The 18,302-nt window shown below is 69.0% G+C and carries 15 protein-coding genes; 6 read left to right on the top strand and 9 right to left on the bottom strand.

Annotation, left to right across the window (positions count from 1 at the left end; translation table 11 throughout):
• Positions 1–42 precede the first annotated feature (42 nt).
• The 3 genes from folP to ftsH all read right to left on the bottom strand — a co-directional run bounded on the left by folP (position 43) and on the right by ftsH (position 4,186).
• Entirely contained in the window at positions 43–984 is a 942-nt protein-coding gene (folP, locus tag ABH933_RS36410; RefSeq protein WP_429424793.1) for a dihydropteroate synthase, read from the bottom strand.
• 86 nt (positions 985–1,070) lie between these two features.
• Positions 1,071–1,625 (bottom strand): GTP cyclohydrolase I FolE, encoded by a 555-nt coding sequence (gene folE, locus ABH933_RS36405; protein WP_429424791.1) that lies wholly within the window; start codon positions 1,623–1,625, stop codon positions 1,071–1,073.
• A gap of 185 nt (positions 1,626–1,810) precedes the next feature.
• Positions 1,811–4,186, bottom strand: coding sequence for an ATP-dependent zinc metalloprotease FtsH (gene ftsH / locus ABH933_RS36400; protein ID WP_429424483.1), 2,376 nt, complete (start codon positions 4,184–4,186; stop codon positions 1,811–1,813).
• A gap of 359 nt (positions 4,187–4,545) precedes the next feature.
• Between ftsH and ABH933_RS36395 the strand changes: the two genes are divergently transcribed.
• Positions 4,546–5,481 carry a hypothetical protein gene (locus ABH933_RS36395; RefSeq protein WP_215915451.1) on the top strand — a complete coding sequence of 312 codons (936 nt, stop codon included), beginning with the start codon at positions 4,546–4,548 and terminating at the stop codon, positions 5,479–5,481.
• Positions 5,482–5,554: 73 nt separating this feature from the next.
• Here ABH933_RS36395 and ABH933_RS36390 read toward each other — a convergent pair whose 3' ends face one another.
• Entirely contained in the window at positions 5,555–6,376 is an 822-nt protein-coding gene (locus ABH933_RS36390) for a DUF1266 domain-containing protein (protein WP_429424481.1), read from the bottom strand.
• Between the two features lie 161 nt (positions 6,377–6,537).
• Between ABH933_RS36390 and ABH933_RS36385 the strand changes: the two genes are divergently transcribed.
• The 4 genes from ABH933_RS36385 (at position 6,538) to ABH933_RS36370 (ending at position 10,320) form a co-directional block, all read left to right on the top strand.
• Entirely contained in the window at positions 6,538–6,789 is a 252-nt protein-coding gene (locus ABH933_RS36385) for a DUF2277 domain-containing protein (RefSeq protein WP_429424479.1), read from the top strand.
• Positions 6,790–6,942: 153 nt separating this feature from the next.
• Complete coding sequence (locus ABH933_RS36380; RefSeq protein WP_429424789.1) at positions 6,943–8,544, top strand: aldehyde dehydrogenase family protein; 1,602 nt, start codon at positions 6,943–6,945, stop codon at positions 8,542–8,544.
• Positions 8,541–9,371, top strand: coding sequence for an SDR family oxidoreductase (locus ABH933_RS36375; RefSeq protein ID WP_429424477.1), 831 nt, complete (start codon positions 8,541–8,543; stop codon positions 9,369–9,371). Before ABH933_RS36380 ends, ABH933_RS36375 begins: the two co-directional genes overlap by 4 nt.
• A gap of 55 nt (positions 9,372–9,426) precedes the next feature.
• Entirely contained in the window at positions 9,427–10,320 is an 894-nt protein-coding gene (locus ABH933_RS36370) for a PfkB family carbohydrate kinase (RefSeq protein WP_429424475.1), read from the top strand.
• A gap of 75 nt (positions 10,321–10,395) precedes the next feature.
• On the opposite strand, the gene ABH933_RS36365 is transcribed toward ABH933_RS36370, so the two are convergent.
• Together ABH933_RS36365 and ABH933_RS36360 are read right to left on the bottom strand one after the other, a co-directional pair.
• On the bottom strand, positions 10,396–11,115 hold the full coding sequence (locus ABH933_RS36365; protein WP_429424473.1) for a nucleoside/nucleotide kinase family protein: 720 nt from the start codon (positions 11,113–11,115) through the stop codon (positions 10,396–10,398).
• A 23-nt stretch (positions 11,116–11,138) separates the two neighbouring features.
• On the bottom strand, positions 11,139–13,511 hold the full coding sequence (locus ABH933_RS36360; protein WP_429424471.1) for a serine/threonine-protein kinase: 2,373 nt from the start codon (positions 13,509–13,511) through the stop codon (positions 11,139–11,141).
• 215 nt (positions 13,512–13,726) lie between these two features.
• Here ABH933_RS36360 and ABH933_RS36355 point away from each other — a divergent pair, with 215 nt between their 5' ends.
• The gene (locus tag ABH933_RS36355; protein WP_429424469.1) at positions 13,727–15,097 is read left to right on the top strand and encodes an amidase; all 1,371 of its coding nucleotides are present in this window, start codon (positions 13,727–13,729) and stop codon (positions 15,095–15,097) included.
• 83 nt (positions 15,098–15,180) lie between these two features.
• Here ABH933_RS36355 and ABH933_RS36350 read toward each other — a convergent pair whose 3' ends face one another.
• The 3 genes from ABH933_RS36350 to tilS all read right to left on the bottom strand — a co-directional run bounded on the left by ABH933_RS36350 (position 15,181) and on the right by tilS (position 18,265).
• Positions 15,181–16,056: a LysR family transcriptional regulator gene (locus ABH933_RS36350; RefSeq protein ID WP_215915444.1), complete on the bottom strand. Its 876-nt coding sequence runs from the start codon at positions 16,054–16,056 to the stop codon at positions 15,181–15,183.
• Between the two features lie 627 nt (positions 16,057–16,683).
• The gene (hpt, locus tag ABH933_RS36345) at positions 16,684–17,238 is read right to left on the bottom strand and encodes a hypoxanthine phosphoribosyltransferase (protein WP_429424787.1); all 555 of its coding nucleotides are present in this window, start codon (positions 17,236–17,238) and stop codon (positions 16,684–16,686) included.
• Positions 17,239–17,287: 49 nt separating this feature from the next.
• Positions 17,288–18,265: a tRNA lysidine(34) synthetase TilS gene (gene tilS / locus ABH933_RS36340; RefSeq protein ID WP_429424466.1), complete on the bottom strand. Its 978-nt coding sequence runs from the start codon at positions 18,263–18,265 to the stop codon at positions 17,288–17,290.
• Between the last annotated feature and the right edge of the window lie 37 nt (positions 18,266–18,302).

Raw genomic sequence — 18,302 nt, 5'->3', positions numbered from 1 at the left:
CGCCGGATCCGGAAAGGGACTGCTCCGCAACGGAATCGGTCGTCAACTCTGGTCTCCTAACGCGGGCGATTCGGCCACGTCGGCCGGGGTGTCACCTGGTTCGGTTGTGCCGGAACTGTTTTCGTGCTCGCCGGCGCTCTGATACTTCCGGTCCAGCGCCCGCGCGGCGCGGCGGCAGGCGTCCACCACCGCGATCGCGTCCAGCGACGAGCGCACATCGTGCACGCGCACCCCCCAGGCGCCGTGCTCGGCGGCCAGCGCCGAGATCGTCGCGGTCGCGACCTCCCGGCCGTCCGGCGGCCGGGGCACGGGGCCGTCCGAACTCGGTTGCGCCAGCAGCGATCCGAGGAAACGCTTGCGGGACGCGCCGATCAGGACCGGGAAGCCCCCCTCGGTCAGCTCGATCAGCCCGGAGAACAACGCACCCAGCAACTCCCAGTTGTGCTCGGCGTTCTTGGCGAAGCCCAGGCCCGGATCCAGGATCAGCCGGTCGGGTGTGACACCGCCCGCCATCGCCAGATCCACCTGAGCGCCGAGCTCCCGCCACACCTCGGTGGCCACGTCCTCGTAGTGTTCGGCCGCGCCCAGGTGGCGGTAGTCCGCCTCGGCCCGCCAGTGCATGAGAATCCACGGAATCTCCGCCGCGGCAACGACCTTCACCATGTTCGGATCCGAGCGGCCACCGGAGACGTCGTTCACCATCGACACGCCCGCATCGATCGCCGCCTCGGCGACGCTCGCACGCATGGTGTCCACGCTCGTCGGGACTCCGGCCGCGGCCAGCGCGCGAATCACCGGGACGACACGCGCCGCCTCGATCTCCGGATCGATCCGGATCGCACCCGGACGGGTGGACTCCCCGCCCACATCGATGATGTCCGCACCCAGCTCGAACAGTTCGAGCCCGTGGGCGACGGCCAGGCCGGGATCCAGATAACGGCCGCCGTCGGAGAACGAATCGCTGGTGACGTTGACCACACCCATCACCACGCAGGAACGCCCGTCGCGCGGGCGCACGAACCCGGCGCCCGGACCGGACGCCTGGCCGCCTGCGGACATCTGCGAGCGGTTCACTTGCGCAGTATCAGATCCAAGGCCTCCGCACGCGAGGAGGCACTGGTCTGCAACAGGCCGCGCACCGCCGAGGTCGTGGTGCTGGCGCCGGGTTTGCGGATGCCGCGCATCGCCATGCACAGATGCTCGGCCTCGACCACCACGATCGCGCCGCGCGGATCCAGCTTGCGCATCACCGCGTCCGCGACCTGGCTGGTCAGCCGCTCCTGCACCTGGGGCCGCTTGGCGTACAGGTCGACCAGGCGCGCCAGCTTCGACAGGCCGGTCACGCGCCCGTGCGGGCCGGGGATGTAGCCGACGTGCGCGACACCGTGGAACGACACCAGATGATGCTCGCAGGTGGAGTACAGCGGGATGTCGCGCACCAGGACCAGTTCCTGATGGCCCTCCTCGAAGGTGGTGTCCAGCACCCGGTCCGGCTCGGTGTACAGCCCGGCGAACATCTCCCGGTAGGCGCGCGCGACGCGGGAGGGGGTTTCGATCAGGCCCGGGCGGTCCGGATCCTCGCCGACCGCCAGCAGCAATTCGCGCACGGCCGCTTCGGCGCGCATCTGATCGAAGCGGCGCCCGGTTTCGAGCGCGACCAGACCGGCGGATGCTCCATCGGGACCCGCTCCGTTGTTGTTGGCCGACACTCGAGAACACCTCCACACATTTGGATCACTCACGCCCGACGGGCGCGAACGGGGCGCGGATAAATCCCTGCGCCCCGATCGTCGAGCCTAATCACCGCCGGTTAGTGGCGGCCGTTCGGTCCGTCCCACTCGGTACCGTCGCTCTCGGTGGGCGTGCCGAGCTGGCTCCCGCCCTCGGCGTCGTTCGGCTGCTGATGTCCCGGGCGGCCGTAGCGCTGGCCGCCCGCGGGCGCCCAGCCGCCGTGGTTCTGCGGGCCGCCGTAGCCGGGCTGCTGCGGCTGTTGCGGCTGCTGCTGGGATTCCTCCTGCGGCGGCCAGCCCGGGGCCGACCAACCGGCCGGGGCGCCGTAATCGGGCCGGGAACCATGCGTGCCGCCCTGCTGCGGGTACGCCGGAGCTGCACCGGGCACCGGGTAGCCCGGCCGCGGGGCGCCGTAGCCCGGCTGCGGCTGTGGCTGCCGGTAGGCCTCGGGCGGATAGCCGTTGGCGACGGGGGCAGCGGCCGGTTCCAGCACCGGTGCGGCCTCCTCCTCCGGCCACGGCTCGCCGCGCTCGGCGGCCAGCTCGCGCGGGGTCTTCACCGGCGGGCGATCCGACGGGACGCGCTCGCCGAAATCGTTGAAGGCGGTGATCCGCGGGCGCTTGTCGACGGTGGCGAGCACCTGCTCGAGATCCTTGCGGTGCAGGGTCTCGCGCTCGAGCAGCGCGGTGGCCAGGGAGTCCAGCTCGTCGCGGTACTCGTTGAGGATGGCCCACGCCTCGGTGTGCGCGGCCTCGATGAGGTTGCGCACCTCCTCGTCGATCTCGCGCGCGACCTCGTGCGAGTAGTCCGAGGCCATGCCCATGGACCGGCCCAGGAACGGATCGCCCTGCTCCTGGCCGTAGCGCACCGCGCCCAGCCGCGCACTCATGCCGTACTCGGTGACCATCGCGCGGGCGATCTTGGTGGCCTGGTCGATATCCGACGACGCGCCCGTGGTCGGCTCGTGGAACACCAGCTCCTCGGCGGCGCGGCCGCCCATCGCCATCACCAGGCGGGCGATCATCTCCGAGCGGGTCATCAGGCCCTTGTCGTCCTCGGGCACGGTCATGGCGTGGCCGCCGGTGCGGCCGCGCGCCAGGATCGTCACCTTGTAGACGGGCTCGATGTCGGGCATCGCCCAGGCCGCCAGGGTGTGGCCGCCCTCGTGGTAGGCGGTGATCTTCTTCTCGTGCTCGCTGATGATGCGGCTCTTGCGCCGCGGGCCACCGATAACGCGGTCCACCGACTCCTCCAGGGAGGCGCCGGTGATCACGTTGCCGTGTTCGCGCGCGGTGAGCAGCGCGGCCTCGTTGATCACGTTGGCCAGATCCGCACCCGACATGCCGACGGTGCGCTTGGCCAGGCCGTCCAGATCGGCCTGCGGCGCGATCGGCTTGCCCGCCGAATGCACCCGCAGGATCGCGCGACGACCGGCCAGGTCGGGATTGCTCACCGGGATCTGCCGGTCGAAGCGGCCCGGGCGCAGCAGCGCCGGATCCAGGATGTCCGGCCGGTTGGTGGCCGCGATGATGATGACGCCGGTGCGGTCGCCGAAGCCGTCCATCTCGACCAGCAGCTGGTTCAGCGTCTGCTCGCGCTCGTCGTGGCCGCCGCCCAGGCCGGCGCCGCGCTGGCGGCCGACCGCGTCGATCTCGTCGACGAAGATGATGCAGGGGCTGTTCTGCTTGGCCTGATCGAACAGGTCGCGCACGCGCGAGGCGCCGACACCGACGAACATCTCGACGAAGTCCGAGCCGGAGATGGTGAAGAAGGGGACGCCCGCCTCGCCGGCGACGGCGCGCGCGAGCAGGGTCTTACCGGTACCGGGCGGGCCGTACAGCAGCACACCCTTCGGGATCTTGGCGCCCAGGGCCTGGTAGCGAGCCGGATTCTGGAGGAAGTCCTTGATCTCGTAGAGCTCCTCGACCGCCTCGTCGGCGCCGGCCACGTCCGCGAACGTCGTCTTGGGCATGTCCTTGGACAGCTGTTTGGCCTTGGACTTGCCGAAGCCCATCATGCCGCCGCGGCCACCGCCCTGCATGCGGGCCATGACGAAGACGAAAAGCCCCAGCAGCAGCACCATCGGCAGCACGAACAGCAGCACCTGGGTGAGCCAGCTGTCCTGCTTGACGGAGGTGTTGTAGGGCGCGCCCGAGCTCTGGACGTCCTTGAGGACCTCCGCGGACACCTCGCTGCCGCCCGGATACTTCGCGATGATCTGGGTCTGGCCGCTGGTGGCGTCGTTGCCCTTGTTCAGCGTGATGCGGAGCTGCTGCTCCTTGTCATCGATCTGAACCTGCTTGATGTTGGACTTGTCGGCAAGCTGGGTGAGCGCCACCGAGGTATCGACGTTCTTCCAGCCGCGCGTGTCGTTGCTGAAATAGCTGACCAGATAGATCACGAGCAGGATGCCCGCGACTATGGCCAGGTTGCGAAACACTGTCTTGCGGTTCATAGAGCGTCGGCCGGCGGGCCAGTCCTTTCCGGTGATTCCGGGGTGTGCCTACGATGCGATCGGGCGCTGCCCACTTCGGTTCCGCACGCCCCGGTCGGAGCGAACGGATGCGGACAAGCCACGTTACCGCGTACGGTCTATCCGTTACATCGCACAGTTCGGCAGCTAATGCAGTTCAGTACCTAAACGGTCGGGGAACGCAGGTGGTTCCCGTCCCAAGCAGTCACAATCATGGCATGCACCACCTATTGTGAGCGACAACACAACACCGCGGCGTGAGCAATGGGCCCTGGAGCGGTAGCTTGCGTAACCACCCAGGGCCTGGCGAAGCACCGCACACCCGACAGAGCGCAGGGGGTATGGACATAGTCGAGCTACGGACACCCACAGCGATACTGCGCCACGGCGGCGGCCGAGTGCAGGTTCTGCGGCCGGGTGCCGACGGCGAGCGTGTGCTCGACGTTCCGGTCTCCGACCTGCTGAAGGTCAGGCTGAACCGGCGAGCCGACGACGCGGTCGTCATCGAGATATATCTTCGTTATCCCAGCCCGGTGCTGACCGGCGTGCCGGCCGACCGCACCCCACTGCCGGTGCTGATCGCCGAACACGACATGCCGACCGCGATCGTCATCGTGGAGCGGATCAACACCCAGATCCTGGCCACCCAGCGCATCGATATGTCGGTGCCCGATCTCACACCCCCGGCGCCCGCATGGGGCAAGTCCGGACCGACCCGCGCCGATGTGGACCGCGCGGTGCGGCGGATGGCGCCCCGGCGCGAGACCCGGGCGGCAATCGGCGCGTTGCACCGCATGATCGGCCCCGAGGAGTTCGCCCTCGAGACCGCGCTGGCGACCGCCCAGCCGCCCGTCGGGCGCGGGCGCGGCCTGCTCGCGGTCACCACCGAGCGATTACTGTTCTTATCGATCGGCCCGGGTGCCCGACAGGCCTTCGAGGTGCCGGTCGCGGCGCTGCTGTCGGCGCGGTCGTCCGGGGAGGAGTCCCCGCAGCCCGAGGGCGACGAGCCCGGCGCCTACGGCATCAGCGTCTTCGACGGCAGCCAGAGCATGGGTTTCACCGGCGCCGACCGCGCCGACACCGACCGTGTCATCGGCGCGCTCAACTTCGCCATCCAGCGCGAGGCGGCCGACGGCGCCGTCGCACCGCCTGATCCGGGCGTGGCCCAGCTGTATTCGGAGTGGGAGCTGCTGGTGGAGCGGCACTCGCTGGGCATGGTCGACGACTCGCAGTTCCAGCGCTACGGCCGCGGCATCCTGCGCTCGCTGCCGGACTAGCTGTATTTCCGGCCTCCGCTCCGGCGTGCACCGGCACGCCGGATCAGCCGGGCCGCAGAGACATCGCTCGGGATCATTCGGGCTGCAGGGAGATTCGCCGCCACGGCGAGGTCTGACGCTGCCACAGCCGGATCAGTTCCAGCCGCCGGTCCACGCCGCCGGACTTGAGTTCGGCCAGGTCCTCGCAGGCCTGCCAGTAGGTCCAGCCGGTGAGGTAGGCGTCGCCGAACTGCCGCCAGTTGCGGTAGCGCCGCTGCGCCGGGGTCAGCGCCCGCATGACGTAGTCCCAGGACACGTCGGCATCGAGGTATCCGGCGGTGAACGCCATCCGCGCCACCGCGACCACGCGCGCCAGATCCCACGCCTGGATATCCGAGGGCAGCGGCTGCACCAGATGGTCGACCAGGCCCAGCTTGATCGCCTGGGACCAGATGTCGTAATCGCGCACCAGCGCCTCGGGGTTGTCCATCCCCCGAAACGCGCCGACCTGCCGCAGGAAGGCCCGGTGCCGATCGGCCCGCTCCCCGAAGCGGTCGCGTTCGGGCGAGTTGATCGAGGCCATCACCAGCGGATGCACCATCGCGTACAGCGGGCCGTGCATGCCGTCCAGCAACTGTTCCATCGACGCCATCGCCTCGGCGCCGTCGGTGATTCCCCAGGCGCCCGTCAGCGTGTCGATGGCCAGTTCGCGGCGATCCCCGAGCGGATGCTCGCGCTCGGGGCCCAGCAGCAGCGCGTCGTGGAACGCGTCCCAGCGCGCGGAATAGAACGCACCGAGCGAGAGGGCGCGCAGTTCGTCGTCGGAAACCTGCGCGCCGGACCAGTGATCGTCCTCGCGGCGGTCCAGCTCCTCGTAGGGAAATGTGGTCAGCGTCGGCAGGTCGCGGGCAGCCATGCCACCGATTGTGTCCCATCGATCTTGGTCGGGTTCGCTATTCCGCGCAGACCGTGTCGGACAGTCGGTCCGGGCGCACGGCGCACATGAGACACACAGTTTTCGATTCTGCCGAATTGTTGCTCTGTCGCGACGCCGCACCCAGGACTAATGTCGGCGCCATGTGTAGGAACATCACCGTCCTGCGTGGGCTCGAGCCAGCTGCCACCGAGCAGGAAATCTACGCGGCCGCACAGCAATACGTGCGGAAGGTCGGTGGCCTGACGGGCCTGTCCTCGACGACGAAACCGGCGTTCGACAAGGCGGTCGAGGCCGTGGCCGCGGCGACCACCACTCTGCTGGCGGAGCTACCCGACCGCCGGGTTCCCCCGTCGACCGAGCCGCCGCTGCGACGCCTGGCGAGCACCGACTGAGCCATCGGTCGTAAAGCTTGACCGATAGTGCCGACTGCCCGGCGCCGGACTGTGCCACGATCGAATCTCGGTGACTTCATTCACAGTCGCATCGCAGCGCAGGTGGGAGAGCAGATCGTGTCCGATAGTGAACCGAGCAAGTCCGCCCCGAGCATGGCCGCACCCCGTCGAGCGGCGCACACGCCGGAGCCCGGCCCTTCGACCCCCACGGAACCGCCGGCGCCCGAGATCGCGGTGCACAACCCCGCGACCGGCGAGGTCGTGGGCAGTGTCGGGGTCGATTCGGCGCACACGGTGGCCGACGCGGTCCGAGAACTGCGCCGGCATCAGCCCGCATGGGAGGCCATCGGCGCGCGGGGCCGCAAGGAGTGGCTGCTGAAGCTGCAGGACTGGATCCTGGACAACACCGACCGGCTCGCCGACGTATTGCAGTCCGAGACCAGCAAACCGCGGGCCGACGCCCTCATCGATCCCAGCTATGCCGCGGATCTGCTGGGCTATTACGCCCGCCGCGCCGAGAAATTTCTCGCCGACGACCATCCGTCCCCACACAGTCCGCTGGCTCGGGTCAAGCGCCTGACCACCGTCTACCGGCCCTATCCGGTGGTCGGGGTGATCACGCCGTGGAACTTCCCGCTCGCCATGCCCGCGATGGATGTGATTCCCGCGCTGGCCGCCGGGGCCGCGGTGCTGTTGAAACCCTCCGAGGTGACACCGCTCTCGGCCGTCGAGCTTGCGCGCGGATGGGCCGAGATCGGCGCGCCACCGGTGTTCACGGTCATCACCGGGGCCGCGGAAACCGGTGCGGCAGTGGTGAACAACGTCGACTTCGTCCAGTTCACCGGCTCCACCGCGACCGGCAGGCGGATCGCGACGGCCTGTGCCGCACGACTCATTCCCTACAGCCTGGAGCTGGGGGGCAAGGATCCGGCCATCGTGCTCGCCGACGCCGATATCGACCGTGCCGCATACGGAATCGCGTTCGGCGGGCTGTTCAACGCCGGTCAGGTGTGCGTCTCGGTGGAGCGGGTCTACGTCGAGGCGCCGGTGTACGAGGAGTTCGTCGGCAAGCTCACCGCGCACGTGCGCGAGCTGCGCCAGGGCCTGGACGGGCGCAGGTTCGAGCACGATCTGGGCGCGCTGGCCAACTCCGCGCAGCAGGCCATTGTCACCCGGCACGTCGAGGAGGCGATCGCCAAGGGCGCCAAGGCATTGACCGGCGGACAGGCGACCGGGGTCGGCACCTTCTTCGAGCCCACCGTGCTGGTCGACGTCGATCACACCATGACGTGCATGACCGAGGAGACCTTCGGGCCCACGCTGCCGGTGATGAAGGTGGCCGACGAGGCCGAAGCCGTTGCGCTGGCGAACGACTCGGAATACGGACTGTCCGCGACGGTGTGGACCGGCGACAAGGCGCGTGGGGAACGCGTTGCGCGGCAATTGAATGCGGGCGCGGTCAATGTCAACGACGTCTTCTCCAATATCTTCAACTTCGCGCTGCCCATGGGCGGCTGGGGGCAGTCGGGCATCGGCACCCGTCTGGGCGGTCCCGAGGGCCTGCGCAAGTACTGCCGCAAGCAGGCGCTCACCGTCCCGATGCTCCCCACCCAGCAGAAGGAGATGTTCTGGTTCCCGTACAGCGCGGCCAAACTCGGCATCGCCCTGACCACGATGCGGGCCGCCGGAGCGCGCGGCATGCGGCGCCTGGGCATCCTGGACGTGATCAATACCGTTGGAGGTAAGGGCAAATGACCGGCACCGGCACCATCCGCGGCAAGGTCGTGGTGATCACCGGCGGCGCGCGCGGCATCGGCCTGGCCACCGCCACCGCGCTGCACCGGCTGGGCGCGGTCGTCGCCGTCGGGGACGTGGACGAGGCGGCGGTCAAGAATTCCGGCGCCGCAGGCGATTTCGGGCATTACGGTCGCCTCGACGTCACCGATCAGCAGTCCTTCGCGAGTTTCCTGGACGAGGTCGAGCGGCAGCTGGGGCCGATCGACGTGCTGATCAACAATGCGGGAATCATGCCCACCGGCCGGGTGGTCGACGAGCCCGACGCGATCACCCGGCGCATCCTGGACATCAACGTGTACGGCGTCGTGCTGGGCTCCAAGCTGGCGCTGGCCCGGATGCTGCCGCGGCGCAGCGGCCACATCATCAACATCGCCTCGCTCGCCGGCGAGACCCACCTGCCCGGCCTGGCCACCTACAACGCCAGTAAGCACGCCGTACTCGGCTTCACCGACACACTGCGGGAGGAGTACCGCGGCAGCGGCGTCTCGGCGTCCTCGGTGCTGCCGACGCTCACCAACACCGAACTGGGTTCGGGCGTGAACGCACCCAAGTTGCTGCGCGCGGCCGAACCGGAGGAGATCGCGGCCGCGGTGGTCAAGCTGCTCCTCGCGCCCCGGGCGAAGGTGCGCGTGACCACGACGGCCGGGGTGATCTCGCAGGTGGTCGGGATGCTCCCGCAGAGCTGGGGCGATGCCATCGGCCGCGCGCTCGGCTCCCAGCGGGCGTTCCTCGACGATGTCGACGCCGCGGCGCGCAAGGCGTACGAGGACCGGGTGCGCGAATAGCCCGCGCGGCGTCGTCCCGGGCGCGGCCGGCCCGGGCCCGGCTAAGGTCGAGCGCATGGCAACAGCGGTCTTCGTCGGGCTGTCCACACTCGATATCGCCTACACGGTGGAGAGCTATCCACAGGAGGACACGAAAACTCAGGCGCAAGACCAGTTCCTCGGCGCGGGCGGCCCCGCGGCCAACGCGGCGGTCGCCTACGCGGCCCTGTCGGGGCGCACGCCGACCCTGATCACCGCGCTCGGGGAACATCAACTGGCGCACGTCATCCGGCACGACCTGGACGAGTACGGCGTCGCGCCGCTGGACGCGACGCCCGGCGCCCGGCATCGCCCGCCGATATCCTCGATCGTCGTGGCGACCGCGGCGGGCACGCGCACGATCGTCTCGCTCGACGGGTCCACCATCGCCGCACCCTTCGACTCAACGCATCTGGGACCGCTCAACGACGCCGAGGTGGTCCTGGTGGACGGGCACTATCCGGAGCTGGCCTTCGGCTTCGCGTCGGCCGCCCGCGCGCGCGGCGTACCCGTGGTCCTGGACGCGGGGCGCTGGCGCGATTCGCACGCGGCACTGCTGCGCCTGGTCGACATCGCCATCTGCTCCGCGGCCTTCGCGCCGCCGCATGCCGAGCCGGGGACCGAGGGGCTGTTCGACTATCTGCACGAGCGGGGCGTGACGTCGGCCGCGATCACCCACGGCGCCGGACCGATTCCGTATTCGACGACGGGCGAGCGCGGCACGGTCGAGGTCATCGCGTGCCCCGTGGTCGACACGCTCGGCGCCGGGGACATCATGCACGGCGCATTCTGCCACTATCACGTTGCAGGACAAACTTTTCCGGAAGCACTGCGCAGCGCGGCCGGGATCGCCTCGCTGGCCTGTGGCTCCCTGGGCACCCGCACCTGGATCTCGCAGCTGCCGGATACCGATCATCCGACATCGGCCTGAATCGACCGGCTCCGAAAGGAATCACCCGCGCCAGACCGGACCGGCCGACCTGGCGAATCGGCTCATCCGGACCGATCAGATCACGGCGAACTTCCGGCCCTCGGCGCGCAGCACGAGGTCCGCGCTGTCACGGGTCCCAGCGACCAGTTCGGCATTGCGCAGATCGCTCTGCGCCACCTTGGTTTCGGCCGTCGCGACGCTCTTACCGCCGCGGATGTGCCTGCGCAGCAGCCGTTTATGCAGCACGGTCACCGGAACATCCAGGTACCAGGCCTCATCCAGATACTGACGCACCTGCGACCAGCCACCGGCCCCGACGTCGAGCAGTAGATAGTTCCCCTCGGTGATGACGATCCGCTGCCCGTCGAACACCACGCCCCCCGGCACGGGCTCGTGCCGTACGCGGTCGTACACCGGCCACAAAACCGGCTGTCCGAGCGGGGTTTCCCGCAGCCTGCGGAGCGCGGCGAGGTATCCCCGAACATCGAAGGTATCCGGTTCCCCCTTGCGCGCCAGCGCACCCGCGGCCCGCAGTTCGGCGTTGCTCAGGTGGAACCCGTCCATCGGCGCCACCTCCGCCACGCCCGCCTCGAGGGTGTCCCGCAAAGCCGCTGCGAGAGTGGATTTCCCGGCGCCGGGCGGCCCGGCGATCCCCAGCACGAACCGTCCGCCGTGGCCGCTCGCACGCTCCCGTACCCGCTCGGCAAGCATATCCAGCGACATCCCAGCATCATTGCGGATCATCCCGCCGACCTTACCGGCGACGGCGCCGCCGATCGGCAGGATCGGATTCATCGCCCCGTCGCGTCCGCCCGCAATTACCGCAGACGCGGATCGGTCACTCGCACCAGCGCCTTCAGGTCGTCCTCGAGCGATCTGAACATCGCGTACACCCCGACGAACCCGATGATGCAGCCCAGGCTCAGGAACCGCACCGGGACGATGACGCTGGATATCTCCGAGATCGGAATGAAGGTGACCGTCGCGATGGTCAGCAGGGGCACCGCCGCCGCGATGGCCACGGACAGGCTGGCGTGCCGATTCAACCGGCGCAGCCAGACCACGTCCTCCTCGCTCACATGCCCGCGGTGCAGGAACATCGGGTAGATGCATCGCACCCCGTAGAAGGTGATGAGGAAGAACGGGTACGCCGTCGCGATCGCCCCGCACAGCACGTGGGAGGCGATCAGATGCGTCGCGGACCAGGCCGGAATGCCGCCGGCGGTGAGCCACAGCCCCACGACGAATGCGGTCCCCGAGAGGATCCAGAGCGAAAAGGCCATGATCACCGCCCACTCACCGACCCGCAGCAGGTCCCTGCGTGCGCGCCGGAGAGTATCGGCGTCATATGCGCGCCCGGTCTCCAATCCGCGCAGGACCGTGATCACGCGCCGGCACAGATACACGAGTATCACCGTGCCCAGCGGAAACAGGGTGGCGTTGACCAGAGTGGTGATCACCGCGAACTGATGACGCGGACGGTCCGGCAGCAGGTTGATCACCTGCATCTCGTTGTAATAGATGTTGTAGAGCGAGGCCGACGCATTGGGAATGATGATCGCGAGCGCGACGATGACGATCCGCCACGGCCGGAGCCGGCGCCGCCAGCTGTGCTCGGGAGGATCCACCAGATCGCGGGCGATCGGATCCAGGCACAGCTCGAATTGCTTGGCCAGCACGGCCCCGTCGCTCCACCGGCGCTCGGGCTCCGATTCCAGGCACATCAGCAGGACCCGGCGCAGGGCGGCGGGGCAGTCCGGCGGCAGCCGCCGCAGCGCATCAGCGCCCACGCCCCGCTCGCGGGCGTCCAGCATCGCCTGCAGCATCTGTCCCTCGCTCCGGCCCGTTTCGGCGGCCGGGGGATCGTCGAACGGCTTCTCGCCGGTGAGCAACTCCCACAGCACCACCGCGAGCGAATAGATGTCGGAGCGGGTATCCAGATCGGCCGCGCTGCGGTCATATTCGGGATGACAGGCCGCGAGCTGTTCGGGCGACATGTACGACAGCGATCCGCCGAAGTAGCTGGTGGGGCTGGAGTCGTCCTGATCGCGGTTGTAGCTGATATTGAAGTCGGCGAACTTGGGCACCGCCTCGGCGGTCAGGAGAATATTGGCGGGTTTGACATCGCGATGCAGCACACCGTTGGCGTTGGCGTATCCCAGCGCCTCGGCGAGCCGGCGACCCAGCCAGGCCACGGTCTCCGGCCAGCTCAGCGCCGAAATCTCGTCACGCACACTGGAATCGGTCAGCCGGATCTCGCCCTTCTCCTCCATCGCCGCGTCGACCGCGTCCAGCAGCAGCTGCCCGGAACGCTCGGCGGGCGGCGTCACCCGCACCCAGCGCAGCACATTCAGCAGGGTGCCGCCCGGCAGAAACTGCATGTACAGCAGGCGCAGGGCGCGGGAGCCGCGTTCGGCCGAGGCGTCGTGCAGCAGCCGCTGGTCGTAGACGCGCACGATGTAGTCATGGTCGAGCTGGGCCAGCGTCTGCGGCTCGCTGCCGCGGTCCGCGGAGATCTTCACCGCCACCAGCCGCCGCATCGAGCGCTGCCGGGCCAGGAACACCCGCGCGAAGGCGCCGCTGCCCAGCTCGGTCAGCAGATCGAAATCGTCTATGTGCTGGCCGATTTCGATCCGCTCCAGGCCGTCCGGGGTGTACGGCGCGGTGAGGTCGGCGGTGGTCCGGGTCGCCTCGCTCAGGGTTCCCGACGATTCGACGGCGGCCAGGCCGGGCCTGCGGGTGCTCTGGTCCTCGTGGTCGGCATTGAGCAGCCCGCGCAGCTCGGTGGCGTGTCCGGGATACTCGCGCAGGCAGTCCCGGGGGTCCACCCGCTCGCCGCTGTGCCGCCGGATGACGAATTCCTCGTACACGAGGTCCGCGGGCAGCGATTCCGGCGTCAGCTCCGGGAATTCGGAACAGTAGTCGTACAGCCGCTTGGGCGAGGTCGAAGAAACGTTCTGGTCGGTCGCTCTTCTACCTGCGGGGTGGCGCAGCCAGCGATGACGCAGATCCACCCGGATCAGATCGATGAGGGCGCCCAGCCGAAGGGTCTGCGCGTCGGGTAGATAGTCGGCGATTTCCGGAGGATGAGCGGCCATCTCCCAGGCGGCGGCAAATTCGGCAGCGGCGCCGAATTCCGTTCCGTCCGCTGATTGCCCGAACCTGTCGCCCGGGTCGAGACTCTTGCTCATCTGTGCACCTAACACGTGGGCGAGCAGTGCGATTCCGCCACGCCTCCCACCATCATCCCCTAGCCGTTGCCGGAATGATAATTTGCGCACCAGCACCTATTCGGCCCATTTCGACCACGACGCGACGGGGGCTTGACAGTATGCAGAACGAGGGCGCCGCAATCAGTGGCGCATTTTCGACCACATCAGTGTCTCCCGCCGCTCAGGAGGTTCCGGTGAGCGCGAACGACACCCCGGCCGCGGACTCGCCGGGCCCGCTCACGGCCGTGGCCATCGCGGCCGCGGTCCGCGACGGCGCCGCCCGGCCCGAAGGGATCGTCGAGGCCGCCCTCGAACGGATCGGGCTCGGGGATCCGAAGATCAATGCTTTCAGTCTCGTTCGCACCGAGCGCGCCCTGGCGGAGGCGCACGCGCTGGCCAACCGTCCCGACCTCGACGCGCTGCCGCTCGCGGGCGTGCCGATCGCGGTGAAGAACAACATCGATGTCGCGGGCGAGGTGACCCGCGGCGGCTCGCTGGCGGGCCCCGACCGTCCCGCCGCCGCGGATCATCCGGTGGTGCGCCGGCTGCGGCAGGCCGGGGCGGTGGTCGTCGGGCTCACCGAACTGACCGAACTCGGCCTGTTCGGCACGACCGACACCCCGGAGCGGATCACCCGGTCCCCCTGGAACATTCGCTACAGCGCCGGTGGCTCCTCGGGCGGGTCCGGGGCGGCGGTCGGGGCCGGACTGGTGCCGGTGGCGCACGGCAACGACGGCCTCGGTTCGATCCGTATTCCCGCCGCGGCCTGCGGGGTCGTCGGCATCAAACCGGGACGGAGCGTGGTGCCCTCGGAGGTCGGCCTCGACTCGTGGGGCGGCATGATCGAGAACGGCGTGCTGGCCACGACCGTCGCCGATGCCGCACTGGTGCTCTCGGTGCTGGCCGATCAGCCCGCGCTCGCCGACCTGGAACCGGCCAGCGGATTGCGGATCGCCCTGGCCGCCGGATCGCCGTCGCCGCTGATCCGGGTCGATGGGCAGTGGGCCGGTGCGGCAGCGCTGGCGGCCGCGAGCGCCGCGGCGGCCGGACATACCGTGCGCCAGGCGCCGCTACCCTATGCGGGCGCCACCATGGCGCTGGCGCTGCGCTGGGTCGCGAATGCCGCGCGCGAGGCGGACGCGACCGCGCATCCGGAACTACTCCAGCGCCGCACCCGCACCCATGTGGCCATCGGCCGTGCGGTACTGCGCGCGGGATTGATACGTCCGGGGCAGGTCGACCGCATCGAGGCCCGACTATTGGACTACTTCGATCAGCACGATGTGGTAATCACACCCACCCTGGCCGGCCCGCCGCCGCGCGCGGTGGCCTGGCACCGCACCGGCTGGCTACCGAATGCCCTTGTGAGCGCGCGATATTCGCCGTTCACGCCGTTGTGGAATCTGGTCGGCTGGCCCGCGATCAGCGTGCCGATGGGGATTCATCCGCGCACCGGCACGCCGTTGGCCGCGCAGCTGGCCGGTCCGCCGCGGAGCGAGTCCACGCTGTTGCGCCTGGCCGCGCAGCTCGAGTCGGCGCGGCCGTGGAGACGCACCGCGCCCTAGGCGTACCTCCGCATTCGCTCCGGCCATGCGCGGTTTCGGACGGCTTCGCCGACTGCGCCCATCAGGGGACTCCCGCAGCGGTATCAGGCGGCCAGCTCGTTGAAGCCGCCGGTGATGACGCGGTTCGCGAAGTCGAGGATGGTGGCGCGATCGTCGTCGGCACGCCACGCCACGGCCAGCTCGCACGGCGGCAGGCCGGAGACCGCGCGCGCGGACAGGCCGGGCCAGCGATACATGGGCACGTTGCTCTCGGCCAGCAGGCACACACCCAGGCCGAGGCTCACCGCCTCGAGGCGCTCTTCCGCGGTCGCGGCCTCGCCACCGATCCGGGGCTGACGCCCGCCGCGGGCATCGCCGCCGAGCCAGAACTCGCGCGCCGCACCGGCTTCGGCGGGCATCGCGATGAACGCTTCGTCGGCCAGGTCGGCGAAGTCGATGGTCTCGCGATCGGCCAGCGGATGGCTCTCCGGCAACAGCACCCACCGCGCCTCGGCGCGCAGCACCTGCCAGCGGTAGCGGCCCGAATCCGGGACCGGCAGCCACATCAGCGCCAGATCGGCCTGGCGGCTGGCCAGACCGCTGGAGGGATCGGTCCAGGACGCCGAATGCATCGCGAGCCGATGCCCGCTCGCGCTCTCGAGGTCGGCGATCAGGCCACGGCCGATCGAGCTCTGAATACCGATGCGCAACACCTCGCCCGCCTCCTGGAGGGCGACGTTGGTGACCTCCCAGAGCTCGAGGATCTTGCGGGCCCCCTCGAGCAGCTCCTTACCGGCGACGGTGAGCGCCACACTGCGCTGATTGCGATCGAACAGCACCACGTCGAGCTGGCGCTCGAGCTGGCGAATCTGCCGGGACAGCGTCGGCTGCGCGATATGCAGCCGCTGAGCGGCGTTGGTGAAGTGCAGTTCCTCAGCGACGGCGACGAAATACCGCAGGTCGCGCAAATGCGGGTCCATAGCCCCTTGCTATCAGAATCGGTGTTGGAAATCCAGCCGTATCAAGCCCTCAGGTCTTGAATCTAGGTTCGAAACAGCCATGAAGTTTGTTAACGACAGCATATTGCCTTCGCAAATCGGACGCGCACCCACCTCCGCGAACTGCCAGCCACCCCCTCCGCTTGTCAATTCGACCGCCAAGACGACCGAGCAACCAGCGACAACCGCCACCACACCCCCTCGGCATCACCGACTCCCCCTCCACCAACCAGCCGATCGCCACTCCCAGCAACAACGACCCCAACAGGACATGCAGCACATCTGATCAAACTGTGAATTTTGTCACATTTTCAGCCAAAGCCGGTTCGACCATCGGCATCAGCCGCAAGTAGACATCGTGGGCCGCGCTCGTTATCTCGGTGATGGCGTCCGCGAGTTGCGCCCAACATTGGACGGTGCCGCCATCCGCATCACCTATTGGCTATGAGCTCCACCGTCGGCGGCCTATTCATCTCCCGCCCAGGTAGCGACCAGCGCGGCCAGCAACCGATCGAATGCCCTTGCGGTGGAAGGGATACGAATCTTGTCCCCGGTGCTTACTCGCAGCGGGCCGACTCGTGGTCATGCTTTTGCCTCATGGCGTCAGGATCAGCTGCTGTACACCTTCGGGTCCAGCGTCCCGATGTACGGCAGGTCCCGGTACCGCTCGGCGTAGTCCAGCCCGTACCCGACGACGAATTCGTCGGGAATGTCGAAGCCGACGTGCGCCACGTCGACGTGGGTGCGCAGGGCGTCGGGTTTGCGTAGGAGGGTGACCACCTCGAGGGAGGCCGGGTTGCGGCTGGAAAGGTTGCGCTTGAGCCAGGACAGGGTCAGGCCCGAGTCGATGATGTCCTCGACGATCAGGACGTTGCGGCCGGCGATGTCCTTGTCGAGGTCCTTGAGGATGCGGACCACGCCCGAGGACGAGGTGGACGAGCCGTAGGAGGAGACGGCCATGAATTCCATCTGGGTGGGTATCGGCAGGGCCTGCGCCAGGTCCGTCATGAAGAAGATCGCGCCCTTGAGCACCCCCACCAGCAGCAGGTCACCCTCCGGTGCGTCCGCGGGGTATCTCTTGGCTATCAGTTCGGCGAGCTCGCCGACCTTCGCCTGGATCTGCTCCTCGGTGATCAATACCGACGCGATGTCGTCCCCATACACGTGCGCGGTTCCCTTCGGTGACGATCCGGCGATGATCCCGACCACCGGATCACTGTGGTGTAAACGCCATTGTCAGCTTCCCATGTTCACGCCGGGCAACCAACCTCGTCCCCGGTTTCGCGCCGCCGACGGCGACCCCGCCCTGGCCGCGCCAGTCGGTGACGAGCGCATCGATCGCTCGTAAATGCTTGTCTGTCAGCGCTTTTGCACCACCGGCCAGCAACCAGGCCCGGATGGCCCGGCGGCGCAGGGCGGGCACGGCAGTGGCGAGCGTCTCGACAGACAGCGCACTGCCATCAGTCGCGGAGATCAGCAACTTCTCGGCAAGCTTGTCGAGGACCGCGCCGTCCTCGCGCAGCTGCTCCGCGGTGCGGGCCAGCGCCGGGGCGACCGCACCCCCCAGCACCTCCTCGAGCAGCGGCAGCACCTCGGTACGCAGCCGCACCCGGGCGAATTCCGGCGAGACGTTGTGCGGATCCTCGTGCGGCCGCAATCCCAGATCCGCACACAGCTCCCGGGTAGCCGTACGCCGCACCCTCAGCAGCGGCCGCCCCCAGGGATCGGCGAATTCGGCCATCCCACGAATGGACCGGCCGCCGGACCCCCGGGCCAGGCCGAGCAGCACCGTCTCGGCCTGGTCGTCGAGGGTGTGCCCGAGCAGCACCGGTAGCCCCCCGCGCGCGGCCGCCAGGGCCGCATACCGAGCCTCGCGGGCCGCAGCCTCGAGCCCGCCCGCACCACCGACCTCGACGGTCAGCACCCGCGCCGAGCGGCATCCCAACGACCGCGCCGCCACGGCGGCCGCGACGGCCACCGCATCCGACCCCGCCTGCAACCCGTGATCCACGATCAGCGCATCGACGACCTCGGCCTCCGCAACGGCCGCCGCGGTCAGCGCCAGCGAATCCGCACCCCCGGACAACCCGACCGCAACCACACCCGTCGGCGCATACCGTGCCAGCCAATCCCGCACCGCATGCCGAACCTCCAGTGCCGCTGGCGTTTCAGGCAACCGTGTGGCGAACATTTCGTGAACCTCAGCCGCGCTCGGCGAGTCGGAAACC

It is taken from the genome of Nocardia sp. GP40 (assembly GCF_050434125.1).
In the GTDB taxonomy this organism is placed as follows: Bacteria; Actinomycetota; Actinomycetes; order Mycobacteriales; family Mycobacteriaceae; genus Nocardia; species Nocardia albiluteola.
The sequence above is the reverse complement of the archived record's forward strand: the minus strand, read 5'-3'. Positions and strand labels throughout refer to the sequence as shown.